Annotated in this window: 20 protein-coding genes; 12 read left to right on the top strand and 8 right to left on the bottom strand. The window is 65.5% G+C overall.

What is annotated here, in order from left to right; genetic code table 11:
- Positions 1 to 92: 92 nt before the first annotated feature.
- Positions 93 to 2510 carry a hypothetical protein gene (locus tag P24_RS15535; protein WP_008945692.1) on the bottom strand — a complete coding sequence of 806 codons (2418 nt, stop codon included), beginning with the start codon at positions 2508 to 2510 and terminating at the stop codon, positions 93 to 95.
- A gap of 566 nt (positions 2511 to 3076) precedes the next feature.
- Here P24_RS15535 and fliF point away from each other — a divergent pair.
- The 10 genes from fliF to P24_RS20160 all read left to right on the top strand — a co-directional run bounded on the left by fliF (position 3077) and on the right by P24_RS20160 (position 15715).
- Positions 3077 to 4771, top strand: coding sequence for a flagellar basal-body MS-ring/collar protein FliF (gene fliF / locus P24_RS15530; RefSeq protein WP_040708021.1), 1695 nt, complete (start codon positions 3077 to 3079; stop codon positions 4769 to 4771).
- 65 nt (positions 4772 to 4836) lie between these two features.
- Positions 4837 to 5853, top strand: coding sequence for a flagellar motor switch protein FliG (fliG, locus tag P24_RS15525; protein ID WP_008945690.1), 1017 nt, complete (start codon positions 4837 to 4839; stop codon positions 5851 to 5853).
- A 24-nt stretch (positions 5854 to 5877) separates the two neighbouring features.
- Positions 5878 to 6666 (top strand): FliH/SctL family protein, encoded by a 789-nt coding sequence (locus tag P24_RS19420; protein ID WP_008945689.1) that lies wholly within the window; start codon positions 5878 to 5880, stop codon positions 6664 to 6666.
- Between the two features lie 24 nt (positions 6667 to 6690).
- Positions 6691 to 7041, top strand: coding sequence for a flagellar motor switch protein FliN (gene fliN, locus P24_RS15515; protein WP_008945688.1), 351 nt, complete (start codon positions 6691 to 6693; stop codon positions 7039 to 7041).
- Between the two features lie 28 nt (positions 7042 to 7069).
- A complete protein-coding gene (locus P24_RS15510) occupies positions 7070 to 7951 on the top strand; it encodes a motility protein A (protein ID WP_008945687.1) in 882 nt (293 codons plus the stop codon).
- A gap of 54 nt (positions 7952 to 8005) precedes the next feature.
- A complete protein-coding gene (gene flbD, locus P24_RS15505; RefSeq protein ID WP_008945686.1) occupies positions 8006 to 9397 on the top strand; it encodes a sigma-54-dependent transcriptional regulator FlbD in 1392 nt (463 codons plus the stop codon).
- Positions 9398 to 9429: 32 nt separating this feature from the next.
- Positions 9430 to 11553 carry a flagellar biosynthesis protein FlhA gene (flhA, locus tag P24_RS15500; RefSeq protein WP_008945685.1) on the top strand — a complete coding sequence of 708 codons (2124 nt, stop codon included), beginning with the start codon at positions 9430 to 9432 and terminating at the stop codon, positions 11551 to 11553.
- Positions 11554 to 11682: 129 nt separating this feature from the next.
- Positions 11683 to 12636, top strand: a complete 954-nt coding sequence (locus tag P24_RS15495) for a flagellar biosynthesis protein FlhF (RefSeq protein ID WP_008945684.1) — start codon at positions 11683 to 11685, stop codon at positions 12634 to 12636.
- The gene (locus P24_RS15490) at positions 12633 to 13436 is read left to right on the top strand and encodes a MinD/ParA family protein (RefSeq protein ID WP_008945683.1); all 804 of its coding nucleotides are present in this window, start codon (positions 12633 to 12635) and stop codon (positions 13434 to 13436) included. The genes P24_RS15495 and P24_RS15490 overlap by 4 nt, the downstream gene beginning before the upstream one ends.
- Complete coding sequence (locus P24_RS20160) at positions 13433 to 15715, top strand: hypothetical protein (protein WP_156816337.1); 2283 nt, start codon at positions 13433 to 13435, stop codon at positions 15713 to 15715. The genes P24_RS15490 and P24_RS20160 overlap by 4 nt, the downstream gene beginning before the upstream one ends.
- A gap of 6 nt (positions 15716 to 15721) precedes the next feature.
- Here P24_RS20160 and P24_RS15475 read toward each other — a convergent pair whose 3' ends face one another.
- The 3 genes from P24_RS15475 to P24_RS15465 form a co-directional block, all read right to left on the bottom strand.
- Positions 15722 to 16963, bottom strand: coding sequence for an MFS transporter (locus P24_RS15475; RefSeq protein WP_008945681.1), 1242 nt, complete (start codon positions 16961 to 16963; stop codon positions 15722 to 15724).
- A gap of 234 nt (positions 16964 to 17197) precedes the next feature.
- Positions 17198 to 17569, bottom strand: a complete 372-nt coding sequence (locus P24_RS15470; protein WP_147430975.1) for a hypothetical protein — start codon at positions 17567 to 17569, stop codon at positions 17198 to 17200.
- A gap of 33 nt (positions 17570 to 17602) precedes the next feature.
- Positions 17603 to 18532, bottom strand: coding sequence for a DMT family transporter (locus P24_RS15465; protein ID WP_008945679.1), 930 nt, complete (start codon positions 18530 to 18532; stop codon positions 17603 to 17605).
- Between the two features lie 327 nt (positions 18533 to 18859).
- Here P24_RS15465 and P24_RS15460 point away from each other — a divergent pair, with 327 nt between their 5' ends.
- Positions 18860 to 20734: an ABCB family ABC transporter ATP-binding protein/permease gene (locus P24_RS15460; RefSeq protein ID WP_008945678.1), complete on the top strand. Its 1875-nt coding sequence runs from the start codon at positions 18860 to 18862 to the stop codon at positions 20732 to 20734.
- A gap of 219 nt (positions 20735 to 20953) precedes the next feature.
- Here the strand turns inward: P24_RS15460 and P24_RS15455 are convergent, their stop codons facing one another.
- Both P24_RS15455 and fliI read right to left on the bottom strand, forming a co-directional pair.
- Positions 20954 to 21376, bottom strand: coding sequence for a flagellar FliJ family protein (locus P24_RS15455; protein WP_008945677.1), 423 nt, complete (start codon positions 21374 to 21376; stop codon positions 20954 to 20956).
- 8 nt (positions 21377 to 21384) lie between these two features.
- On the bottom strand, positions 21385 to 22713 hold the full coding sequence (fliI, locus tag P24_RS15450; protein ID WP_008945676.1) for a flagellar protein export ATPase FliI: 1329 nt from the start codon (positions 22711 to 22713) through the stop codon (positions 21385 to 21387).
- Positions 22714 to 22870: 157 nt separating this feature from the next.
- On the opposite strand from fliI, the gene ctrA reads away from it, so the two are divergent.
- Complete coding sequence (gene ctrA / locus P24_RS15445; RefSeq protein WP_008945675.1) at positions 22871 to 23620, top strand: response regulator transcription factor CtrA; 750 nt, start codon at positions 22871 to 22873, stop codon at positions 23618 to 23620.
- Positions 23621 to 23690: 70 nt separating this feature from the next.
- Here ctrA and P24_RS15440 read toward each other — a convergent pair whose 3' ends face one another.
- On the bottom strand, positions 23691 to 24560 hold the full coding sequence (locus tag P24_RS15440; protein ID WP_008945674.1) for a CheR family methyltransferase: 870 nt from the start codon (positions 24558 to 24560) through the stop codon (positions 23691 to 23693).
- On the bottom strand, positions 24557 to 25208 hold a 652-nt coding region (locus tag P24_RS15435), incomplete at its 5' end, for a CheB methylesterase domain-containing protein (protein WP_008945673.1). The genes P24_RS15435 and P24_RS15440, both read right to left, overlap by 4 nt.

The raw sequence follows: 25208 nt of genomic DNA, 5'->3' as shown, positions 1-25208 counted from the left end.
GACTTATTTGTAAGGATCAGTTACAGGTTATGGGTAGCATTCCGGCTGCTGAATGCCAAGGGCAGCGTTCGATAGAGCATGCAACCCTTTGCTTAGAGACTTCCCCCGAGACGCCCCCCGATACGACCCAGGCAGGCCGTCGCCACCGCATCGATAAGCGCCTCCGCATCCAGCCCGTGCACGCGGTAGAGATCGGGCAGATCGGCGGACTGGCCGAACTTGGTAACGCCAAGCGCATGCACAGGACGCCCTGCCGCCGCGCCAATCCAGGACAGCGCCGCCGGATGACTGTCATGCGCCGTGACCAGCGCTGCCGCCGGCGCCTGTGCCAGCAGCCTGTCGAGATGCGTCGGCTGTACCTTCTGGCCCTTGCGGCGCGCCTCAGTCTGCCGGTTCCAGTCGCTGTAGAGCCGGTCCGGCGAGGTGACGGCCAGCACGCCGAGGCCCGGCATGTCCTCGGCCAGCGCAGAGTGCGCCTCCATGATTTCCGGCGCCACCGCGCCGCAATAGACCAGGGCCACCTCCGAGTCCGGCGACGGTTCGACCAGCCAGTAGGCGCCGGCCACCACCTGTGCTGCGAAATCCGCATCGAGGCTGCGCTGCGGCTGCTCCAGCCCTCGGGTCGAGAGCCGCAGATAGAGCGAGCCGCCATCCGCCGCCTGCATATGGCCGAAGCCCCAGCGCATCACCGCCGCCAGCTCGTCGGCATAGGCCGGCTCGAAATAGGTCAGGCCCGGCTGGCCCATGCCGATCAGCGGCGTGGAGATCGACTGGTGCGCCCCGCCCTCCGGCGCCAGGGTGATGCCCGACGGGGTGGAGACGAGCATGAAGCGCGCATCCTGGTAGCAGGCATAGTTCAGCGCATCGAGGCCGCGCGCGATGAACGGGTCATACAGCGTGCCGACCGGCAGCAGCTTCTCGCCGAACAGCGGCCCGGCAAGGCCAAGTGCGGCCAGCATGATGAACAGATTGTTCTCGGCGATGCCCAGCTCGATATGCTGGCCGGTCAGCGAGCGCGCCCATTTCTGCGCCGAGACCACCTTTTCCGCGCGGAAGATGTCGTCGCGCGCCCGGCGGCTGAAGATGCCGCGCTGGTTCACCCAGGCGCCGAGGTTGGTGGAGACGGTGACGTCCGGCGAGGTCGAGACGATCCGCCCTGCCAGGTCGCTGCGCCCCTTACCGAGGGCGTTCAGGATATGGCCGAAGGCGGCCTGGGTGGAAATCCTGTCAGCCTTCACGGTGGGGAAGTCGTCCGGCACGGCGACCCGCGCACTCTCCTTCACCCGGCTGCCCGGCTGGTTGAACGGCGCCTTGGCGATGAAGTCGCGCAGCTTGGCCACCGGCAGGTCGCGGTCGTCCAGCGCCTCCCATTCGGCGCCATCGGCGATACCCATCTGGCTCTTGAAGCTGGCCATCTGCTCCACGCTCATCAGCCCGGCATGATTGTCCTTGTGGCCGGCCTGCGGGGTCTGCGCGCCCTTGATCGTGTAGGCGATGAAGCAGTGCGGCGTGTCATCCTCGGCCTGGGCGAAGCCTTCCAGCACGGCTTCCATGTCATTGCCGCCCAGATTGGTCATCAGCCTGTGCAAGCCTTCATCATCATATTCGGCCAGCAATTGCGGGATGCCGTTATGGCCCGCCAGATCGGCCAGCACATGCTTGCGCCAGCCGCTGGGGTCGCCATTCTGGCCCTTGAAGACCAGCGCCGAATACAGATCGTTCGGGCAATCGTCGATCCAGTTGCGCAGGGCCTCGCCGCCGGGTTTCTTGAACGCCTCCTCCAGCAGCTTGCCGTACTTGATCATCACGACCTTCCAGCCGACCGCGGCGAAGAAGCCCTTGATCTTCTGGAACAGCTGGTCGTTCACCACGCCGTCCAGGCTCTGGCGGTTATAGTCGATTACCCACCAGGTGTTGCGGATGTCGTACTTCCAGCCTTCCAGCAGCGCCTCGTAGATATTGCCCTCGTCGAGCTCGGCATCGCCCATCACGGCGATCATCCGGCCCGGCTTGGCAGCCTTCTCCCGCTCCGGGAAATGCTGGCGCACATAATCCTGAGTGATCGAGCCGAACAGCGTCATCGCCACGCCAAGGCCGACCGATCCGGTGGAGAAATCCACCTCATCCTTGTCCTTGGTGCGCGACGGGTAGGATTGCGCGCCGCCCAGCGCCCGGAAATTCTCCAGCGCATCACGATCCTGCCGGCCCATCAGATACTGGATGGCGTGGAAGATCGGGCTGGCATGCGGCTTCACCGCCACCCGGTCCTCAGGCCGCAGAATATCGAAATACAGCGCCGTCATCAGCGTTGCCACCGAGGCGGAGGAGGCCTGATGACCGCCGACCTTCAGCCCGTCGCGCGACGGGCGGACATGGTTGGCGTTATGGATCATCCAGTGCGAGAGCCACAGCACGCGGCGCTCCAACGCCTTCAGATAGGCAAGCTTGTCTGCCGGCGCGTCCTTCTTGTCACCGGAAACCAGCGCCAGTTGCGTCGCCTTGCCCGCCATGCCCGTCACTCCCTCGCTCTTTTGTGCGGTCTTTGACCGTGACCTGCCGAAATATGGCCCAAGCCGCCGGTGAAGACCAGAGACAGCGGCCCCTCTCCGGCGCGCATCAGATGGTCACGCGGCGGTTACCGCCCCTTCATCGCTGGAATCGATACGGCTTCAAATTCATGCAATATTCAAGAAACACCCCATAAAGGATTGTTCTTTCACTGATTCATCTGTTATATCTGCTCTAGGCAAAAGTTGCCTAGTTGCAACAGTTGGAGTAAAATCAGCAAAAGCTGGTTCGTGGGGCACGCAAATCACTTCATTATAATTAAAATTTTAGGTAATTTGCTGAGTACCGGATCTGCAGCCGTCTGGATCACCGATATCGCGGCTGGATAACGCGACCGAGCGCCCCTCAAGAGCCACGAGAGCGGGCGCGGCGGTCAGGAAAGCGGGACCGGGAAAGCAAAGCCAGAACTGAAGCCGGGTCATCCCGGCGATGGCAGGGTCAGAGACGATCAGGCTCCCCCCGATATGGGGAACAGACAAGGGGCCATAGCGGCGAGGAAGGGCGAACCGTGAACCCAATTATGCAATTCTTCCGTAATCTCGGTGCTGTGCGCCTCGCCGTTCTCGGCGGCGTCGCGGTTGCCCTTATCGCCTTCCTGTTCTTCCTGACCAGCCGCCTGGCCTCGCCCAGCATGCAGTTGCTCTATTCCGGGCTGGAACCGGGAGATTCCCGCGAGGTGGTGAACTACCTGTCGCAGAGCGGCGCGCAGTTCGAACTGCGCGGCCAGAACGGCAGCGAGATTTACGTGCCGGGCGACCAGATCAACAATCTGCGCATGGCGCTGGCCCAGCAGGGCCTGCCGACCGAAGGCTCGATGGGCTATGAGATCTTCGACAAGTCCGACGGTTTCGGCACCACCAATTTCGTCCTGAACATCAACCAGCTGCGCGCGCTGGAAGGCGAGTTGGCCCGCACCATCGGCTCGATCCGTGGCGTGCGCTCGGCGCGCGTCCATCTGGTGATGCCGCGCCGCGAGCTGTTCAGCCGCGAACGCATGGAGCCCAGCGCCTCCATCGCGCTGCGCATGCAGGGCGCGCAGCGCCTCGATCGCGAGCAGATCAAGGCGATCCAGTATCTGGTCGGCGCGGCGGTGCCGGGGCTGACCCCGACCAAGGTGTCGATCATCGATGACAAGGGCAGCCTGCTGGCGCGCGGCGTTGATGACCCGAACGACCCGAACCATCTGGCGGCCACTGCCGAGGAACGCCGCATCGCCTACGAAAGCCGCACGGCGCGCGCCATCGAAATGCTGCTGGAGCGCTCAGTCGGCTATGGCAAGGTGCGCGCCGAGGTGCATGCCGACCTCGATTTCGACCGCATCGTCACCAACCGCGAGGAATATGATCCGAACGGCCAGGTCGTGCGCTCCACACAGAATGTGGATGAAAGCCGGGAGAGCACCGAGAGCGGCGCCAACCAGGCGGTCACGGTACAGACCAACCTGCCGGAAGCGCAGCAGGGCCAGCCCGGCGGCGGTGCCAGCAGCCGCGATTCGCGGACCGAGGAAACCGTCAATTACGAGATCACCCGTACCGTGCAGAACATCGTGCGGGAGACTGGCAATGTGCGCCGCCTGACCGTGGCGGTGCTGGTGGACGGCACCTATACACGCGGCGATGGCGGCGAGCCGGTCTATCAGGAGCGCAACGAGCAGCAGCTGCAGCAGATCGAGGCGCTGGTGCGCTCGACCATCGGCTTCGATGCCAATCGCGGCGACCAGATCGAAGTCGTGAACATGCGCTTCGCGCCGCTGGACGATATCGGCGTGGGGGCGGATTCCACCCTGTTCGGCCTGTCCAAGAACGACTTCCTGCAGCTTGCCGAGATCATCGTGCTGGCGGTTGTCGGCCTGCTGGTCATCCTGCTGGTCGTCCGCCCGGTGCTGAGCCGCCTGTTCGAATCGCTGCCGGCCGCCGGCGCGATCCTCAGCGGCCCGACCGGCATGCTGCGCGACCAGTCCGGTGCCACCGCTGCCCTGGCCGGCCCCGGCATGCCCGGCATGGAAATGGCGCCGGAAGGCATGGGCGCGCTGGCCCTGCCGGAAGAAGAGGAGGAGGATATGCTGGACACGATGATCGATATCAGCCGTGTCGAGGGCCGCGTGCGCGCCTCCTCCCTGCGCAAGATCGGCGAGATCGTGGACAAGCATCCGGACGAGGCGGTCTCGATCATCCGCAACTGGATGTACCAGGAACAGAACTGACCCCGTTTGGCCATGGGCAACCATGAGGCCGCGTGACATCAGGCCGCGGCCGGGAGAATGAGACGATGCGCGTAAGAGAAGACTACCGCTCGCTGGGCGGCCCCGAGAAGGCAGCGATCCTGCTGATGAGCCTGGGCGAGGAGCATGCCGCCAAGATCTTCGCCCTGATGGAGGACGAGGAGATCAAGGAAGTCTCCCAGGTCATGGCCAATCTCGGCACCGTCAGCTCCAACATCGTGGAGCGGCTGTTCGTCGAGTTCGCCGAGCAGATTTCCTCCACCGGCTCGCTGGTCGGCAGCTTCGATTCGACGGAACGCCTGCTCTCCAAGGTCCTCGACCCCGACCGGGTCGGCGACATCATGGAGGAAATCCGCGGCCCGGCCGGCCGCACCATGTGGGACAAGCTCGGCAATGTGAACGAGCTGGTGCTGGCGAACTATCTGAAGAACGAATATCCGCAGACCGTCGCCGTGGTCATGTCGAAGATCAACCCGGCGCACGCCGCCAAGGTGCTGGCGCTGCTGCCGGAAAACTTCGCCATGGAAGTGGTGATGCGCATGCTGCGCATGGAATCGGTGCAGAAGGACATTCTGAATGACGTCGAGCGCGTGCTGCGCACCGAGTTCATGAGCAACCTCGCACGGTCCAACCGCCGCGATCCGCACGAGATGATGGCGGAAATCTTCAACAGCCTGGACCGCGCCACCGAGACGCGCTTCGTCACGGCGCTGGAAGAGCGCAACCGCGACGCGGCCGAGAAGATCAAGTCACTGATGTTCACCTTCGAGGATCTGGCCAGGCTCGATCCGGGCGGCGTGCAGACGCTGCTGCGCACGGCGGAGAAGGACAAGCTGGGCCTTGCCCTGAAGGGCTCCACCGAGGATCTGCGCGACCTGTTCTTCTCCAACATGTCGGAACGCGCCGCCAAGCTGATGCGCGAGGACATGGCGGGCATGGGCCCGGTGCGCCTGAAGGAGGTCGAGGAGGCACAGACCTACATGGTGCAGCTGGCGAAGGACCTCGCCAACCGTGGCGAAATCGTCATCGCCGAGTCCGGCGGCGACGATCAGCTGATCTACTAACGGCCTGGAAGCACAGCACACGGCATGAAACCCTTCCTGTTCGAACGCGACTTCGACATCGACCCGGCGGAGCTGAAGCGCCGGCGTGAGGCCGAGCGCGCGGCCCAGCAGAAGGCGGAACAGGAAGCTGCCGAGGCAGCCGCCGAACCGCCGCCGCCGAGCTACAGCCAGGAGGAGCTTGATCAGGTCGCCACTGACAGCTTCCAGCGCGGCGTCGAACAGGGGCGCGCCGAGGCGATGACCGGCGTCGAGCAGCGGCTTGCCGACAGCTGGCAGAGTGTCGGCGACCGCTTCCGGCAGTTGCAGACTGCGCATCGGGCGGCGCTGGATGCGCTGTCCGCCGACCTGACCGAGCTGGCCTATACGATGGTCCGCCAGCTGTCGCCCACCCTGGCAAAAAGCGGCGGCATGGCGGAGATCGAGGCGATGATCGCCGAGGTGTTCGGCTCCCTGCGCGACGAGCCGCGCATCATCGTGCGCGTCCATCCCGATCTGGCCGAACAGGTGCAGACAAGGATGACAGAAATCGCCGCCGACAATGCCTTCGAGGGCCAGATCACGGTCCGCCCGGATGCCGAGCTTTCGGAAGGCGACTGCCGGCTGGAATGGTCCGAAGGCGGTGCGGAACGGCTGCAGCGGGACATCTGGCGGCGCATGAGCGCCGCGATGGAGCGCACGCTGGGACGCGCGCCGCGCGACCTTGCGCCACCGCCCGAAACTGAAATACCCGAAGAGATGGCTGAGGAGATGCCGGCCCCGACCGGCGACGAGCCATCCCCCGAAACGCCCGGCCCAAGGCCGAATAGCCCCTAAAGCCGCATAGCCAGGGAGACAGACATGGCTGACGACGACGATCTCGAACTCTCCGAACTGGAAGGTCAGGAGCAGCCCTTCGCCGACGATGATGGCGGCAGTCAGGACGACGATATCCAGCGTTCCGCCCGCGACCTGGAGGCGGTCTATGACATTCCCGTCCAGGTCTCCGCGGTGCTGGGCAAGGCCACCATGCAGGTCAGCCAGCTGCTGAAGCTGGGCCGCGGCGCGGTGGTCGAACTGGACCGCAAGGTCGGCGAAGCCATCGACATCTATGTGAACAACCGGCTCGTCGCACGCGGCGAAGTGGTCATTGTCGATGAACGGCTGGGCGTGACCATGACGGAAATCATCAAGTCCGACCGGTCGAGCTGATCCGCATCTGACGTAAGGATTTTCGTGCATGTCGGATGTTTCCAGCAAGACGGAAGCCGCCGCCGGAAGGGCTGCGCCCGCTGCCGGTATCAGGATGGCGACGAACCGGGCCGATCTGGTGCCGCCCGGATCGCGCATGGTCGTCGATTTCGCGACCATCCTGGGTCTGGTCGGCGGCTTCGGGATGATCTTCGCGGCGATGAGCATCAGCGGTTCATCCGCCGCCTTTCTCGATATCCCGTCGGTGCTGATCGTGCTTGGCGGCACCTTCGCCGTAACGCTGGTGTGCTATTCGCTGCGTGATGCGCTGCGCGCGCATGAGGTGATCGGCAATGTGCTGCTGCGCCCGGCGCGTAACGCGCAATCGGCCGCAGTCTGGATGTTGCACCTGTCGGAGATCGCCCGCGCCAAGGGCGTGCTGGCGCTGGAGAGCGGGCTGTCGGAGATGCAGCGCGAACCCTTCCTGCACAAGGCGGTGCAGATGGTCGTCGATGGCTCCCCGGCCGATGAGGTGGAGCGCATCATGCGCCAGGAGATGGCGGCCACCGCGATGCGCCAGACCCAGACCGCCGGCATGCTGCGCAAGGCGGCGGAAGTCGCACCGGCCATGGGCCTCATCGGCACGCTGGTTGGCCTGGTGCAGATGCTGGGCAGGCTCAGCGATCCGTCCTCCATCGGACCGGCCATGGCTGTCGCCTTGCTGACCACCTTCTATGGCGCGGTGCTGGCCTACATGGTGTTCGCGCCGCTGGCCTCCAAGCTGGAGCGCAACATGGGCGAGGATCAGATGGTCTCGCAAATCTATCTGATCGGCGCCGCCTCCATCGCCCGGCAGGAACATCCGCGCCGGACGGAAATGCAGATCAATACCGTGCTGCCGCCCGCGCAGCGCATCGATTTGTTCGACTGAACGAAGACATCCCAGGCCCTTCCGGGGGCAACCGGGGTCAATGGAGAGTTAGGTATGCGTTTGCTCATTCTCGGCGCCCTTGAAGGGCATCTGACGGCCGCAAGCCAGATCGCGCTGACCCGCGGTGCCAAGGTCAGCCACGCCGATACCATCGACAAGGGGCTGCAGGCGCTGCGCGCCGGCCAGGGCGCTGACCTGGTGATGATCGATGTCAGGCTGCCGATTGCCCGCTTCATGGAGAGCCTGAAGACGGAACGCATCACGATTCCCGTGGTTGCCTGCGGCATCGGCACCGATGCCGATACCGCCGTGAGGGCGATCAAGGCCGGCGCCAAGGAATATGTGCCGCTGCCGCCGGACGCTGCCCTGATCGCCGCCGTGCTGGAGGCCGTCGCCGAGGAATCCAACGCTGTCATCTTCAAGGATGTGGCGATGGCGCAGGTCATCAAGCTGGCCGAACAGATCGCCCCGTCCGACGCCTCCGTACTGATCACCGGCGAGAGCGGCACCGGCAAGGAGGTGATGGCCCGCTACCTGCACAGCAAGAGCCGCCGGGCCGACCAGAAATTCGTCGCGCTGAACTGCGCTGCCATCCCGGAGAACCTGCTGGAATCCGAACTGTTCGGCCATGAGAAGGGTGCCTTCACCGGCGCCGTCGCGCGCCGCATCGGCAAGTTCGAGGAAGCCAATGGCGGCACCTTGCTGCTGGACGAGATCAGCGAGATGGACCCGCGCCTGCAGGCCAAGCTGCTGCGCGTCATTCAGGAACGCGAGATCGACCGCGTCGGCGGCACCACACCGGTCAAGGTGAATGTCCGGCTGATCGCCACCTCCAACCGCAATCTGGAGGAGGAGGTGAAGAACGGTAATTTCCGCGAAGACCTCTATTTCCGCCTGAACGTCTTCAACCTGGCCTTGCCGCCCCTGCGCAAGCGACCGCAGGACATCCACGTTCTGGCCGAGCATTTCGTGAAGAAATATTCGGAGGCCAACGGCATCGACATTCGCCCGCTGTCGGCCAAGGCCATTGCGCGGCTGCAGGGCCATCACTGGAAGGGCAATGTGCGCGAACTGGAAAATACCCTGCACCGCGCCGTGCTGCTGGCCAGCGGCACCGAGATCGGGCCGGAGGCGATCATGCTGACCGGCGAACAGCCGGGGACGGCCCCCGTCGCCGAGGTGCCTTCCTTCCAGGCCGCGACGGATGATGGCGACGATGACACCCGCTCCACGGTGGAAGCGCTCGGGCTCGGCAAGCTGGTCGGCCGCACCGTCGCCGATGTCGAACGCGACCTGATCATCGACACGCTGAAGCACTGCCTGGGCAACCGCACCCATGCGGCCAACATCCTGGGCATCTCGATCCGCACCCTGCGCAACAAGCTGCGGCAATATACCGAGGAGGGCGTCCCCGTGCCGATGCCCGGAGAAGCGGAAACCGCATGACGCCGCACCGCCACTGGATGACGGGCTGAGGCATGGCTGACACCTCGCAACAGGATTCGGGCGGAGGCTCCGGCGGCGGCATACAGGCGCTGCTCGGCCGCTATGGCGGCATTGTAAACCGCCCGGATATCGCCGTTGCGCTTGGCATGATCGGCATCCTGTCGGTGCTGATCCTGCCCATGCCGACCTGGCTGCTCGACATCGCGCTGGCGTTGTCGATCACCTTCTCGGTCCTGATCCTGATGACGGTGATGTTCATTCACCGGCCGCTGGACTTCAACGCCTTCCCCACGGTGCTGCTGATCGCCACCATGCTGCGGCTGGCGCTGAACCTGGCCTCCACCCGCCTGATCCTTGCCGAAGGCCATACCGGGCCAACAGCGGCGGGCGACGTCATCGCCGCCTTCGGCTCCTTCATGATGAGCGGCAATTTCGTCATCGGCGTCATCGTGTTCGGCATCCTGGTGATCGTGAACTTCATCGTCATCACCAAGGGTGCTGGCCGTATCGCCGAAGTCGGCGCGCGCTTCAGCTTGGACGCCATGCCCGGCAAGCAGATGGCGATCGACGCCGACCTTTCCTCCGGCCTCATCAACGAGGATGAGGCGCGCACCCGCCGCAAGGAGCTGGAGGAGGAAAGCGGCTTCTTCGGCGCCATGGACGGTGCCTCGAAATTCGTGCGCGGCGACGCCATCGCCGGCCTGCTGATCACCTTCATCAATGTCATCGGCGGCATGATCATCGGTGTGGCGCAGCAGGGCATGAGCTTCAGCGCGGCGGCGCAGACCTATACGCTGCTGACCGTCGGCGACGGGCTGGTCAGCCAGATTCCGGCGCTGATCGTCTCCACCGCCGCCGGCATGCTGGTCTCCAAGTCGGGGACGCCGGGCACTGCCGACAAGCAGCTGATGAAGCAGCTGGGCGGCTATCCGACGGCACTCGGCCTGTCTGCCTTCCTGATGCTGGTGCTGGGCGTGCTGCCCGGCCTGCCCTTCCTGCCCTTCGCGCTGCTGGCCGCAATCACCGGCGGTGCCGCCTATCTGCTGACCAGGCAGAAGAAGGCCGAGACGCTGCGCAAGGCCGAGGCCGTCGCCACCGAGACGGCGGAGATGCCGGTCGCCGAGGAGCCGATCTCCACGGCGCTGCATATCGACCTGATCCGCCTGGAGCTGGGCTACGGTCTGCTACCGCTGATCAACAGCACCGATGGCCAGCGCCTGACGGAGCAGATCAAGGCGTTGCGCCGGCAGCTGGCCAGCGAGATGGGCTTCATCATGCCCTCCGTGCGCATTCAGGATAATCTGCAGCTGCCGCCCAACACCTACATGATCCGGGTGAAGGAGATCGAATCCGGGCGCGGCGATATCCGCCCCAACATGCTGCTGGTGATGGACCCGCGCGGCCAGAAGATCGACCTGCCGGGCGAGAACACGCGCGAGCCGACCTTCGGTCTGCCGGCCATGTGGATCAATCCGAGCCACCGCGAGGAGGCGATGTTCCGCGGCTATACCGTTGTCGATCCGCCGACCGTCATCACCACGCACCTGACCGAGATCGTGCGCGACAACATGGCGGACCTGCTGTCCTACACCGAGACCCAGAAGCTGCTGGACGAGCTGTCGGGCCAGCATCAGAAGCTGATCGGCGACATCGTGCCGACGCATATCTCGGTCGGCGGGCTGCAGCGCCTGCTGCAGAACCTGCTGTCGGAGCGGATTTCGATCCGCGACCTGCCGACGATCCTGGAAGGCGTTTCGGAGGCCAGCACCTACACCCGCAACATCACCATGATCACCGAGCATGTGCGCTCCCGCCTCGCCCGGCAGATCAGCGAGCAGTATGTCAACGAGGAAGGCCATATCCCGATCGTCACCCTGTCGCCGGACTGGGAGCAGGCCTTCGCGGAGTCGATTGTCGGCCAGGGCGACGACAAGCAGCTCTCCATGCCGCCCAGCCAGCTGCAGCAGTTCATCGGCGCGATCCGCCAGACCTTCGAGCAGCTGGCAGCACTGGGCGAGGCGCCGGTACTGTTGACCAGCCCGGCCATTCGGCCTTATGTGCGGTCGATAATCGAACGGTTCCGACCGGCGACCGTGGTATTGTCGCAGAGCGAGATTCACCCCAAGGCCAAGATCAAGACCCTGGGACAGATATGAGATTGGCGCGTCAGGTCGCCCCTCACGCTATCCCGGATGGCGTGACCATGGACATGATCGGGGACGGGCGACCGACGCACCGGAGGGCCAGGACGAAGCATGCGTCTTAAGACTTTCAAGGCTCCGTCGATGGCCGAGGCGATGCGGATCATCCGCGACGAACTCGGCGAGGATGCCATCATCGTTTCCACCCAGAAGGGCGAGGAAGGCGGCGTGCGCGTCACCGCCGCGCTCGACATCGTGGAAGACCTGGACCCGCTGGACGACCACCATCATCACAGCCCGGAAGTGGCCGACCTCGGCGATATTCTCTCGGAGGCGATGGAACAGCACAGCGTGCCGGGGCGGCTGGCCGACCGGCTGCTGCGCGCGGCCTCGGGCCTCAACACCGACGATCCGGCGCTGGCGCTGGCCGGCGCGCTGGACAGCCAGTTCCGCTTTGCCCCCATGCCGGAGAATGATTTCCGCCGCCCGATCATGCTGATCGGCCCGCCGGGTGCAGGCAAGACCCTGACCGTTGCCAAGCTGGCCACGCGCTGCGTGATGGCACGCCGGACGGTACGGGTCATTACCACCGATACGGTGAAGGCCGGCGGTGTGGAGCAACTTTCCGCGCTGACGTCCGTTCTTAAACTGAAGCTGCAGACCGCGGACAATCCGGGCGACCTGAAACGGTACTGCGCGGAACGCGGGAAATATCTGCAGCTCATCGACAGCGCCGGCATCAATCCGTTCGACCCGGCCGAACTCAAGGAGTTGAAGAACCTGATCGACGCGGCCGAGGCCGATCCCATGCTGGTGCTGCCCGGTGGCGGCGATGTGCATGAGGCGGCAGAAATTGCCGAGATGTTCAAGACGCTGGGCACCAGCCGCCTGATCGCCACGCGGCTTGATCTCGCGCGCCGTCTTGGATTCATGCTGGTGGCCGCGGAAATCGGCCAGTTCCGCTTTTCCCATGTCAGCACCTCGCCGCGCGTGGCCGAGGGGCTGGCGCCTCTCAACCCGGTTTCGCTGGCACGTTTGTTGCTTTCTCAGGAAAGGGGGATCAGTACCCCGGCATTTGGTGACAGGGTCTTCGCATGAGCAACGCCATACCTCCCGTTTCCGACCCGGTTCGCCTGCCCCGCGCCCTGGGCAAGACGCAGAACATGATCGCCATCGCCTCCGGCAAGGGTGGGGTCGGCAAGACCTGGCTGTCGGTGACGCTGAGCCATGCGCTGGCCCTCAGCGGCGAAAGTGTGCTGCTGTTCGACGGCGACCTCGGGCTGGCCAACATCGATGTCCAGCTCGGGCTGATGGCGAAGCGCGATCTCGGCGCCTTCATCGAAGGCAAGGTGACGTTGAGCCAGACCATCACCCCGCATCCGGAAGCCTCCTTCTCGGTGATCGCCGGCCGCTCCGGCTCCGGCAGCCTTGCCGCCCTGCCCGTCCCGCGCCTCACCCATCTGGGCGAGGAGCTGCAGCAGCTTGCGCTTGGCTATGACCGGGTGGTGCTGGATCTGGGTGCCGGCATCGACCGCACGGTGCGCACGCTGGCCAGCTGGGCCGGCACGACGCTGGTGGTGACCACCGCCGACCCGACGGCGCTGACCGACGCCTATGCCTTCATCAAGCTGACCCTGCAGGGCGACCCGAACGCGGATGTCCGCATCATCGTGAACATGGTGGATTCGGTCGGCGAGGGGCAGCGCACCTATCAGACGCTGCTGAAGGCCTGCCAGAGCTTCCTGAAGGCCTCGCCGCCGCTGGCCGGCATCATCCGGCGCGACCGCAAGGTCGCCGACGCCATCCGCAACCAGACATCGATCCTGCTGCGCTCGCCAAACAGCGACGCCGCCCGCGACGTCGAGAAGCTGCTGGAAAGCCTGCTGGAGCCGCAATGAGCTTCGTCCCGCCGACATCACCCGTCGGAGTCGCCGGTACGGCGCCGGCGGCGACCGTCGGCACGCTGGTCAATGCGCCGGAATCGCTGAAGGCGGCCGATCCGGGCACTGTCGTCAAGGGCACGGTGGAAGGCCGCGACCGCCAAGGCAATCTCATCGTCCGCACCGAGCAGGGGGCCGTGGCGCTGCGAACGGCAGCCAATTTCCGGCCCGGCACGGCCCTAACCATGGAAGTCCGCGCCGTCGGCGACAGCCAGCAGGTGGTGATCCTCTCGGTCGACCGGAGGGCAGCACCCACCCAGCAACCAACGCAGCAACCACTGCCGCAACAGCCAGCGCAGCCTGCCCAGCCTCCTGCACAGCAAGCGGGCCAACAGGTAGGCCAGCAGCCGGCTGCACAAACACCTTCCGTACCGGCGCAGGGTGCGGGGCAGGTACCGGGTGGCACCCCCACGCAACCCGCCAGCCCGGCCGGAACGCCGCAGACCGGAACGGCCACACCCGCTCCCCAACAGGGAACTTCCCAGCCGGCAGCCCAGCAGCCGGCGGTTTCCGTCGCCTCCTCCCCCGTCATTGCGGCCAGCATCCAGCCACCGCAGCCCTTGCAGGCCGGGCAGACGGTCCAGGCCCTGCTGGTGCAGACCTTGACTGGCCAGGCCCAGGGCCAAGCGCAGGGGCAGACGATTCCGGGAGCCCCCCCGACCACGCCAACGCAGGCCGCGCCGGCACAGGCAACACCACCACAGGCCGCATCGCCGCAGGGAGCGCAAGCTGCTGCGGGGACACCTCCAGCACCATCATCGGCCACGCCAGCAACGACGCCCGCGAACACCACCATTCCCACGACTGGCACACCCGCAATTGGCACGCCGACACCGGCATCCGCGCCAACTCCTGCAACGCCGCCGGCATCCGCGCCGCTACCCACTCAGGCCGGCGGCACCGCGCCTTCGGCGCCAACAGCAGCGGCACCAGCAGCGCCAGCCGCAACGCCACAAGCCGCGGCTCAGTCAGCAGGCGCGCCCGCCGCAGCCGGCCCGACACCGCCCCCGGCGGGTCAGCCGGTCCAGACGCCAGCACTGCCCCCCTCCCTGACCGCGCCCGCGACAAGCGCCAGCCTCACGGCGCTGCCCGCTGGCGCACCCGCCGCCCAGATCCTGCAGGCCTTGCCGGCCGGCAGCACCATCGCCGTCACGGTGAATGCCATCCAGCAACCGGCACAAGCGGCACCGCAGTCCTCCCCACAGGGGCCAACGGCACAGGGCGCAGTACAGGGTGCGGCAGCGGGGCAAGTAACACAGGCTGGTCAGGCGACAGCGGGTCAGGCGCCAGCGGCACAGCCCCCCGGCCTGCAGCCGTTGCCGACCGGCGGCGCGACGATCACTGCCACGGTCGTCGGCAGCACGGCGGCGGGCCAGCCGCTGCTGCAGACCAGCTTCGGCCTTGTCACCATTCCGGGCGCGCAGGGCCTGCCAACCGGAACCGGCGTCACGCTGGGCCTGTCGCCCAGCGCCCTCGGGAATGCGGAAGCCACCGCCCGCGCGGCCCTTGGCCTGCCACCGGGCAACGCCACCGGGACGGCGGCGGCAGGCGGGCAACCGGCAAGCCTCGGCCGGGCCTGGCCGGCCCTGAACGAGGCCTTCGTCCAGCTGTCGCAGACCAATCCCGCCCTGGCGCAGACCCTGCTTCAAACGGCGATCCCGCAGCCCAGCCCGCAGCTGGCCGGCGCCCTGCTGTTCTTCATGGCGGCGTTGCGCGGCGGCGATGTGCGGAGCTGGATGGGCGATCAGACCGCCCGCGCGCTGGGTGGGCGCGACGGGCGCAGCCCGCTGCTGTCGCGCCTCAGCGACGATATGGGGCAGATGACGCGTACCGGCACTGATGCCGCCGGCAATGAATGGCGCGGCTTCTACATCCCGTTGTTCGACGGGCGCGATCTGCAGCAGATCCGGCTGTTCATGCGCGATCCCACGGAAGAAGGCGACGGCGGCGCGGAGGGTGGCTCAGGCCACCGTTTCCTCATCGACCTCGACCTCAGCAAGCTGGGCGCATTGCAGCTCGACGGACTGGCCCGCACGGAGCGGCTGGACCTGATCGTGCGCACTCACCGCGCCCTGCCGCGCGACATCAAGGCAGAGATCGTCCGGCTGTTCGAGGAAACCGCCGAGCGGGTCGGCCTGAAGGGCCAGGTCAGTTTCCAGGCGACGCCGCATTTTCCGCCCCTGCCCTTCGTCGAGCACAACGAGATCATCGAGGTGCACAGCGAGATCGAGGCGTAGCGTTTCTTACGCCTTGGCGGGCGACAGCCGGTCCAGCGGGCGTTCGTCGATCGGCCAGTGCACGAGGCCAGCGAAGATGCCCAGCGCGATCGAGCAATACCAGACGACATTATAGGAACCGGTGGTGTCATACAGATAGCCGCCGCCCCACACGCCCAGGAAGCTGCCGATCTGGTGGCTCAAGAACACGATACCGGTCAGCATCGACATGTATTTCGGCCCGAACACCTGCGCCACGATGCCGGAGGTCAGCGGCACAGTGGACAGCCACAAGAGGCCCATCGCGGCGGCGAAGATCAGCACCGTGGTCTCGGTCATCGGGAAGGAAATGAACAGCACGATGACGGCGGAGCGCGTCACATAGAGCATGCTCAGCAGGTACTTCTTGCTGTACTTGCCGCCCAGCACGCCCGACGTGTAGGAGCCGATGACGTTGAACAGCCCGACCAGGCCCAGCGCCCAGGCGCCGATCCGCGGATCCAGCCCCCGGTCGATGACGAAGGACGGCAGGTGCGCGGCGATGAAGGCGACATGGAAGCCGCAGACGAAGAAGCCGGCGGTCAGCAGCAGGAAGCCGCGATGCCGGCTGGCCTCGCGCAGCGCCTCGCCCAGGCTCTGGGTGCTGGCCGGCCCGGCCGAGAGTCCGCCACGCTGGCCGATACCCCAGAAGGCGCCAGCCAGCGGGAGCATGGCCAGCGAGCTGATGCCGAGGATCAGCACCGTGGTCTGCCAGCCATAGGCGGACAAGAAGGCCTGGCCCAGCGGCACCATGGCGAACTGGCCGAAGGAGCCGGCCGCTGTGACGATACCCAGCGCCCAGGAGCGCTTCTCCGGCGCCACCACCTTGCCGACAGCGGCCAGCACGATGGAGAAACCGGTGCCGGACAGGCCGAAGCCGACCAGCACGCCGGTCGAGAGGTGGAACAGCATCGGCGTGGTCGAGACCGACATGATGAGGACGCCGGCGCTGTAGAGCAGACCGCCGCCGATCACCACCTTCATCGGGCCGAACCGGTCGGCCAGCGCGCCGGCGAAGGGCTGCCCCAGACCCCAGAGCAGGTTCTGCAAGGCAATCGACAGGGCGAAAATCTCGCGCCCCCAGCCAAGTTCGCCGGAGATCGGCACCATGAACAGGCCGAAGGCGGAGCGCACCCCGAAGGACAGCGCAACGATCAGGCTGCCGCACAGCAGGATGGCGAACAGCGGCATCTGCCAGCCCCGTCCCGACTCTATCGTCTTTTCCGACATTGCCGGCTCCTCCGCGAAGATATTTCCAAGTTGATCTTATCGGTTCCGTCGGCCGCAACCAGCGGCCAGCCGGAATGGCCGGAATGCACCCCATACTGTGGTGGTGACAATTCCGGCCCCCAAAACGGCCCCCGATACGCATCCCTCAAAACTGGCGGCACTATGAAATCAAAACGCCCGGCGAAACAGTACCGGGCGCGACATACTCTTTTTCAAATTGAGTGGGTAATCGCCTCAATAGGCATCGCAGCGCATGGTACGGCCATCGCGCTCCACATACAGCATCACAAGGGCGGCGTGCTTCACCGAGCCGTCGCAATAGCGCCGGCCAGCGGTCACGTCGGAAACGATGGACATGGCGAGCCGCGTGCCCTTGGCGCGTTCGACGCTGGCGGCATCCAGCGTGCGTTCGGTGCACAGCTCATAGCCGGGCATGATTCTGGCTTCCCAGGCATAGGCCCCGGCCAGCGTGGCGCGCACCGGCTCGGTCAGCTGGTTGCGGATGCATACGGCCTCCGCCGGCCCGCCAAGGGACAGGCCCGCCAACAGCACCGCTCCGCCCAGTAACAACGGCGCTGAGAACAGCCGCACCGGCATTTTTGTCATGCGATCCCCCAACCCCTGTATTCGGCAGGAATATTACCCTTTTTGCGGCTTCTGCCGCAAGCGGCCCAGCCGGGTCTCGCGGTGCAGGATATAAAGCCCGCTGGTGATTACGATGGCCGAGCCGACGAAGACCCAGTGGTCCGGCAGCTCGCCGAACAGCCAGTAGCCGAACAACCCGGCCCACAGGATGCCGGAATATTCCAGCGGCGCGATCAGCGAGGCCGGTGCCTTTCGGAAGGCCTGGGTCAGCAGATATTGCGCCGTACCGCCGATGATCCCCATGCCAACGAACAACCCCCAGTCGAACCCGGTCGGCTGCACCCAGCCGGACAGCAGGAAGGGCGCCGTCGCCAGCGCGCCGGCCGTCGTCATGTAGGTCATCAGGGCGATGTTCGTCTCCGTGCGTGTCAGTAGCCGGACCTGCAGCATCGCCAGCGCCAGGAACAGGCTTGCAATCAGCGGCAGGAAGGCAACCGGCTGGAACAGCTCCGTACCGGGCCGGAGGATGATAAGCACGCCGATAAAGCCGACCACCACCGCCGACCAGCGGCGCGGCCCCACCCGCTCGCCCAGCAGCGGCATCGACAGGGCGGTGATGAACAAGGGCGCGGAGAAGGCGATGGCCACCACCTCAGCCAGCGGCATCAGCGCGAAGGCGTTGAAGAACAGGATCATCGAGGTCAGCCCCAGCGCCGCGCGGATCAGATGGCCCTTCCAGTTGCGCGTGCGCAGCGCCGCCAGCCGGTCCTTCCGGGCGGCCAGCATCAGTGCGATGGGAATGAAGGCGAAGAAATTGCGGAAGAACACGATGTGCATGACCGGGTAGGTGACGGCCAGCCACTTGATAGTCGCGTCCATCACCGAAAAGGCGAAGATCGACGCCAGCATGAACAGGGCGCCCGCCGCATTGGCGCGCTCCTCGGTCTCGGCGGCGGAAAGCAGGGGGGCTGGCTTGTCGGTCATGGCGCCCTTGTGCCACGCCCGGCACGGCAGGGAAAGGGCGGGGGCAGACCGCCATGAAAGATTAACGCGCAGGCGTTGCCTCATACTCCAATCGTCACCCCCGGTCTTGTACCGGGGGTCCAGGGTTCAGCCTGCTGGATCGATGCCGAAGCGAGCCGAAGCCTGGATTCCCGGGACAAGCCCGGGAATGACGGTTTGAGAGGGGCTTCTACTGTCACGACAAGTTAGCATCCGTCATGCAGCGACCATGACGCGCAGAGCAAAAAACACTATCCAAATCCGCCGCGAAGCCCCACTTAGGAGAAAACCCATCGAACGGAAATCGACATGACCCAGGCCCATGGCGCGGCAGCATCCGCCGCGCGCAGCGGTTCCGACCTGAAGGCGGACGCGAAGGCGATCCGCGCGCTTGCGCCCTATCTCTGGCCGAAGGACGAGCCGGGCATGCGGGCGCGCGTCATCGTGGCCATCGTGTTCCTGGTCATCGCCAAGATCGCCACCGTCTATATCCCCTATGTCTATAAGCTGGCGGTCGATGCGCTGACCAATCCCGACCTTGCGGCGATTGCCGTGCCGGTCGGCCTGCTGGTCCTGTACGGCCTGGTGCGTGTCGCCTCCTCCGGCTTCAACGAGTTACGCGATTTCGTGTTTGCCAGGGTGGCGCAGCGCGCCATCCGCAATGTCGCGCTGAAGACCTTCCAGCACCTGCACGACCTGGCGCTGCGCTTCCATCTGGACCGGCAGACCGGCGGCCTGTCGCGCGTCATAGAGCGCGGCACCAAAGGCATCGAGTTCCTTTTGAACTTCATGCTGTTCAACATCGTGCCGACGATCCTGGAAATCCTGCTGGTCTGCGGCATCCTGTGGGTGCTGTACGATTTCTGGTTCTCGCTGGTCACCTTCGCGACCATCGCCGGCTATATCGCCTTCACCCTGTCGATCACCGAATGGCGCATCAAGTTCCGCCGCGCCATGAACGAGACCGACCAGGAGGCCAACACCAAGGCCATCGACAGCCTGCTGAACTACGAAACGGTGAAGTATTTCGGCAATGAGGCGCATGAGGCGCGGCGCTTCGACGATGCGCTGCGGCGCTACGAATTCGCGGCGGTGAAGAGCCGCACCACCCTGTCGCTGCTGAATGTCGGTCAGGGTGCGATCATCGCCATCGGCCTGGTCGCGGTCATGGTGATGGCCGGTTACGGCGTAAAGAATGGCAGCATGACGGTCGGCGACTTCGTGCTAGTGAATGGCTATCTCATCCAGCTCTACATGCCGCTGAACTTCCTGGGTTTCGTCTATCGCGAGATGAAGCAGTCGCTGATCGACATGGAGGCGATGTTCCGCCTGCTGGGCGTCGAGCGCGAGGTGAAGGACCGGCCGGATTCCGTCGATCTGGTCACCGCCAACGCCACCGTGGAATTCCGCGAGGTCGGCTTCGGCTACCGCCCGGACCGGCCGATCCTGAAGAATGTCAGCTTCAAGGTGCCGGCGGGCAAGACCGTTGCCATCGTCGGCCCCAGCGGGGCGGGCAAGTCCACCATTTCACGGCTGCTGTTCCGCTTCTACGATGTGGATGGCGGTTCCATCCGCATCGACGGGCAGGATGTGCGCGAGCTGACGCAATCCTCCCTGCGCGCCGCCATCGGCATCGTTCCGCAGGACACCGTGCTGTTCAACGACACGATCTATTACAACATCGCCTATGGCCGCCCCGGCGCCACACCGGCGGAGGTGGAGGAGGCGGCGCGCCTCGCCCAGGTGCATGATTTCGTGCTGGGCCTGCCGGACGGCTACACCACGCGGGTCGGCGAGCGCGGGCTGAAACTGTCGGGCGGCGAGAAGCAGCGCGTGGCGATTGCCCGCACCATCCTGAAGCGTCCGGCCATCCTGCTGTTCGACGAGGCGACCAGCGCGCTCGACACCCATACGGAGCGGGAAATCCAGGGCGCGCTGCGCGAGGTCTCCAAGGGACGCACCACGCTGGTCATCGCGCACCGCCTGTCCACCGTGGTCGATGCCGACGAGATCATCGTGCTGCAGGCCGGCGAGATCGTGGAACGCGGTGCGCACCGCGAACTGATCGACCGCGATGGTATCTATGCCGCGATGTGGCGGCGCCAGCAGGAAGGCTTCGATCTCGACCGCGGCCTGCCGGCCGGTGTGGAGGATATGACGGCGGCGAAGCCGGGGACGGCCTGAGCGGACAACTCGGCAAGGCGCACTCGACTCTCCCCTTACCTCAGACCGTCACCCCCGCACTTGTTGCGGGGGTCCAGGCCTCAATCTGCTGGATCGTCGGTCGAGTAAGCTGAGACCTGGATTCCCGGGACAAGCCCGGGAATGACGGGGAGAAAATGCAGGAAACGCCGGGAGGAGAATTAGCCGCAGCATAGAGCAAGGAGTGACCTAACCGCAGGCCTAGCCCTCGCCATTGTTGCGGCGGTGCATGGCGAGGCCCATCTCGTCCAGCAGCTCCTGCTCGCGGCGATTGGCCTCCTCCATCTCGCGGCGTTCGCGGTTGACCTTGGTGATCTCGTATTTCTTCAACTCCGCGAAGGCCTCGGCCACCGCGTCGCGGGCCTCGCCGGCCGCCTTTTCCAGCACCGCGATCCCGGCATCGATGGCTTCGCGCCGGCGTTTGGCCGCCTGCAGGTAGGCGCCATAGGTATAGGCCCCCTCCCCGCCCTTGGCCGCCGTTTCCTTCTCCGCCACCATTTCCTCATCCAGGGCGGCACGCTGCGCCCTGGCATTGTCCAGCCGGCGTTCCGCCTCGGCAAGCGCGCGGCGCTTATCGTCTAGCTGATGCGTGTGCAGGCGGATCAGCGTGGAAAGCGCCTTCATGGCCTAGCTCACTCCACCGCTTCCAGGATCGTCGCCAGCCGGTCATAGCCTTCGGACAGGCCGGCACGCTCATAGGGGTCCTGGCGCAGGAAGGTTTCCAGCGGCTCGTGATAGCGGATGGCCTCGTCCACCGCCGGATCGGTGCCCTGCCGGTAGGCGCCGAGGCGGATCATCTCGGCCATATCCTCATAGGTGGACATCAGCCGCCGCGCCTGGCCCAGCAGCTTGTTCTCCTCCGGCGAGTTGCAGTTGGGCAGCGCGCGCGAGACGCTGCGCAGGATGTTGATCGCGGGATAGCGGCCGCGCTCGGCGATCTGGCGTTCCAGCACGATATGCCCGTCCAGGATGCCGCGCACCGCGTCGGCGATGGGCTCGTTATGATCGTCGCCTTCCACCAGCACGGTGAACAGGCCGGTGATGCTGCCGCGGTCCACGCCTGGCCCGGCGCGTTCCAGCAGGCGCGGCAGCTCGGCGAAGACGGTCGGCGTATAGCCCTTGGAGGCCGGAGGCTCCCCGGTGGAAAGCCCGATTTCGCGCTGCGCCATGGCGAAACGGGTGATCGAATCGATCATGCACAGCACGTCGCGGTCGGTGTCGCGGAAATATTCCGCGATCGACAGGGTGATCTGCGCCGCCTGCCGGCGCATCAGCGGCGATTCGTCGGATGTCGCCACCACCACGACGGAACGGGCCAGCCCTTCCGCCCCCAGCTGTTCGTGCAGGAATTCGCCGACCTCGCGGCCGCGCTCGCCGACCAGCCCGATGACATTCACATCGGCCTGGGTGAAGCGCGCCATCATCGACATCAGGATCGACTTGCCGACGCCGGAGCCGGCAAAGATGCCCATGCGCTGGCCCCGGCAGGTGGACAGGAAGGTGTTGATCGCCCGCACGCCGAGATCAATCTTCTCGCCAATCGGCTGGCGGGCATGCGGCGAGGGCGGGCGGTTGCGCAGCGGGATCGCGATCTTGCCCTGCGGCAGCGGCCCCTTGCCGTCCACCGGTTCGCCCAGCGCGTTAACCACACGGCCCAGCCAGCCCTCATGCGGGTAAACCATGGGCTCGGCATTTTCCAGCTCGGCCTTGCAGCCGATGCCGATACCGTCCAGCGTGCCGAACGGCATCAGCAGCGCGCGTTCGGCCCGGAATCCCACCACCTCGCACGGCACGCGGCGGCCCTGGCGGGTGACCAGCCGGCAGCGGTCACCAATGGACAGCGACCGGTGCGCGCCGGCCACTTCGACCATCATGCCCAGCACCGCCGAGACGCTGCCATACATGGTGTATGAGGGCACCCGTTCCAGCTCTTCGCGCAATTGCCGCAGCGGCGATTCCATCGGCTTGCCAGCTCCCATCGTGATCGGCCGCCTATTGTAGCGCAGCGGCGACGTTGGGGCGAATTTGTTAATTCGTTAACGTTCCCTTCAATTTTTCATGTTAACCTTTCCTTATTGTCGCGGAAGAAAACCGTGACGACGGGAGAAGGAGAGTGCCATGCGCGTACTGTTGGTCGAGGACGATCAGGTCGTGGCCCGCAGCGTCGAGATGATGCTGCAATCGGCGAATTTCATCGTGGACGTAACCGACCTCGGCGAGGACGGGCTGGAGATCGGCAAGCTTTACGACTACGACATCATCATTCTCGATCTCATGCTGCCCGACATGGATGGGTATGAGGTTCTGCGCCGGCTGCGCCAGGCGAAGGTCGAGACGCCGATCCTTATCCTCTCCGGCCTGACCGAGATGGATAACAAGATCAAGGGTCTCGGCTTCGGCGCCGACGACTACATCACCAAGCCCTTCGACAAGCGCGAGCTGGTGGCCCGGATCAATGCCATCGTGCGCCGCTCCAAGGGCCATGCCCATTCGGTGATGAAGACCGGCCGCATGGTCGTCGATCTGGATGCGCGCACCGTGGAGGTGGAAGGCAAGCCCGTCCACCTGACCACCAAGGAATACGGCATCCTGGAACTGCTGTCGCTGCGCAAGGGCACGACGCTGACCAAGGAGATGTTCCTCAACCACCTCTATGGCGGCATGGACGAGCCGGAGCTGAAGATCATCGACGTGTTCGTCTGCAAGCTGCGCAAGAAGCTGTCCGTCGCCCTTGGCGGCGACAATTACATCGATACGGTCTGGGGACGCGGATATGTGCTGCGCGATCCGGAAGGCCAGAGCGACTCGGATGTCGCGGCGGCCGGCAAGGGCAAGAAGACGAAAACCCCAGCCAGCGCCACGGCCTGAAGCCCATACAAGCGGAAACAAAAAAGGCGGCCTTCCGGGCCGCCTTTTCTTTTGTCCTGTCGTTTGCTGCCTAGCGTCCGCCGGCCGCCGCATTCAGCGTCGGAGTGGCGGGCTTCGCGCCCGACACGGCCTGCGTCAGGCCATACAGCCCACGCTCGCCAGGGATCGGCTGGAACTTGTCGGAAATGCCCAGCACCGTCTCCGCACCGCCCAGATACAGCACGCCATCCGGCGCCATGCGCTTGGCAATCGCCTCCAGCACCTTGGTCTTGGTCGGCTGGTCGAAATAGATCAGCACGTTGCGGCAGAACACCACATCGAACTGGCCGAGCGGCGTCAGATCATGCAGCAGGTTGTAGGTGCGGAACTGGATGTTCTCGCGCAGCGACGGGTCGACGCGCCACTTGTCGCCTTCCTGCTTGAAATACTTCACCAGCATGGTGATCGGCAGGCCGCGCTGCACCTCGAACTGGGAATAGACACCTTCCTTCGCCCGGTCGATCATGTTCTGGGCAAGGTCGGTGGCCAGCATCTCCACCTTCCACGCGCCGAAGGTCGCCTTTTCCTCGCGCAGCATCATGGAGATGGAATAGGGCTCCTGGCCGCTGGAGCAGGCAGCGCTCCAGATCCGGATGCGCTTCGTTGACTGCCGGGTTTCCATCAGCTTCGGCAGCACCAGGCGCTTCAGCTGGTCGAACGGCTTCATGTCGCGGAAGAACAGCGATTCGTTGGTCGTCATCGCCTCGACGACTGCCGGCACGATGCGGCTGTCCTTCTTCAGGCGGATTGCCTGGGCCAGCTCCTCCAGCGACTTCATGCTGAACTGGCGGGCGACCGGCATCAGCCGGCTTTCCAGCAGATAGACCTTGTCCGTCGTCAGCACGAGGCCGGACTGGTCCTTCAGCAGGGTGGCGAGCAGCGAGAAATCGTCGGGCTTCATGCTGCACTCCTCAGCGCGCGCTCGTAGAGATACGCGCTCATCCGATCAAGCGGCAGCACGGCGCTGCACAGACCGGCCGTCGCGACCGCGCCGGGCATGCCCCAGACGACACTGGTTTCCTCATCCTGCGCGGCGACGGTGCCACCGGCCTGGACAGCGACTTCCGACCCGGCCTGCCCGTCCTTGCCCATGCCGGTCAGCATCAGCACCAGCAGGCGGCTGCCATAGGCCTTGGCCAGGCTGCGCAGCATCGGATCGACCGACGGGCGGCAGAAATTCTCTGGCGGGTTCTGGTTGAGGCGGATGATCTTCCGGCCGCCTTCCACCTCGATCACCATGTGGTAATTGCCGGGCGCCAGATAGATGCGGTTCGGTGTCACCACCTCGCCATCCTTGCCCTCGCGGCAGTCCCAGCCGCTGGCACGCGACAGATGCTCGGCCAGGATCGGCGTAAAGGTCGCCGGCATGTGCTGGGTGATGAAGATGGGCTGCGGCAGATCGCGGCGCAGATTGCCCAGCACCTTCATCAGCGCCTGCGGACCGCCGGTCGAGGAGCCGATGGCAATCGCCTCCGGCTGCTGGCGGTTGGTTTCTGTGCGCAGGGCAATCCGGGCGGCGGGCTTCGCCACCGGTGCGGCAGCGGCGGGG

Source organism: Oceanibaculum indicum P24 (assembly GCF_000299935.1).
Classification (GTDB): Bacteria; Pseudomonadota; Alphaproteobacteria; order Oceanibaculales; family Oceanibaculaceae; genus Oceanibaculum; species Oceanibaculum indicum.
This window is presented reverse-complemented; position numbering and strand designations above follow the sequence as displayed.

What these genes read in the sequence shown, in the direction of transcription:
- P24_RS15440 (WP_008945674.1), bottom strand. Translation starts at nt 24,560, where the DNA reads ATGAAGCCCGACGATTTCTCGCTGCTCGCCACCCTGCTGAAGGACCAG.
- P24_RS15475 (WP_008945681.1), bottom strand. Translation starts at nt 16,963, where the DNA reads ATGTCGGAAAAGACGATAGAGTCGGGACGGGGCTGGCAGATGCCGCTG.
- P24_RS20160 (WP_156816337.1), top strand. Translation starts at nt 13,433, where the DNA reads ATGAGCTTCGTCCCGCCGACATCACCCGTCGGAGTCGCCGGTACGGCG.
- P24_RS15455 (WP_008945677.1), bottom strand. Translation starts at nt 21,376, where the DNA reads ATGAAGGCGCTTTCCACGCTGATCCGCCTGCACACGCATCAGCTAGAC.
- fliG (WP_008945690.1), top strand. Translation starts at nt 4,837, where the DNA reads ATGCGCGTAAGAGAAGACTACCGCTCGCTGGGCGGCCCCGAGAAGGCA.
- flhA (WP_008945685.1), top strand. Translation starts at nt 9,430, where the DNA reads ATGGCTGACACCTCGCAACAGGATTCGGGCGGAGGCTCCGGCGGCGGC.
- fliN (WP_008945688.1), top strand. Translation starts at nt 6,691, where the DNA reads ATGGCTGACGACGACGATCTCGAACTCTCCGAACTGGAAGGTCAGGAG.
- flbD (WP_008945686.1), top strand. Translation starts at nt 8,006, where the DNA reads ATGCGTTTGCTCATTCTCGGCGCCCTTGAAGGGCATCTGACGGCCGCA.
- P24_RS15495 (WP_008945684.1), top strand. Translation starts at nt 11,683, where the DNA reads ATGGCCGAGGCGATGCGGATCATCCGCGACGAACTCGGCGAGGATGCC.
- P24_RS15510 (WP_008945687.1), top strand. Translation starts at nt 7,070, where the DNA reads ATGTCGGATGTTTCCAGCAAGACGGAAGCCGCCGCCGGAAGGGCTGCG.
- P24_RS15460 (WP_008945678.1), top strand. Translation starts at nt 18,860, where the DNA reads ATGACCCAGGCCCATGGCGCGGCAGCATCCGCCGCGCGCAGCGGTTCC.
- P24_RS15465 (WP_008945679.1), bottom strand. Translation starts at nt 18,532, where the DNA reads ATGACCGACAAGCCAGCCCCCCTGCTTTCCGCCGCCGAGACCGAGGAG.
- P24_RS19420 (WP_008945689.1), top strand. Translation starts at nt 5,878, where the DNA reads ATGAAACCCTTCCTGTTCGAACGCGACTTCGACATCGACCCGGCGGAG.
- ctrA (WP_008945675.1), top strand. Translation starts at nt 22,871, where the DNA reads ATGCGCGTACTGTTGGTCGAGGACGATCAGGTCGTGGCCCGCAGCGTC.
- P24_RS15470 (WP_147430975.1), bottom strand. Translation starts at nt 17,569, where the DNA reads ATGACAAAAATGCCGGTGCGGCTGTTCTCAGCGCCGTTGTTACTGGGC.
- P24_RS15535 (WP_008945692.1), bottom strand. Translation starts at nt 2,510, where the DNA reads ATGGCGGGCAAGGCGACGCAACTGGCGCTGGTTTCCGGTGACAAGAAG.
- P24_RS15490 (WP_008945683.1), top strand. Translation starts at nt 12,633, where the DNA reads ATGAGCAACGCCATACCTCCCGTTTCCGACCCGGTTCGCCTGCCCCGC.
- fliI (WP_008945676.1), bottom strand. Translation starts at nt 22,713, where the DNA reads ATGGAATCGCCGCTGCGGCAATTGCGCGAAGAGCTGGAACGGGTGCCC.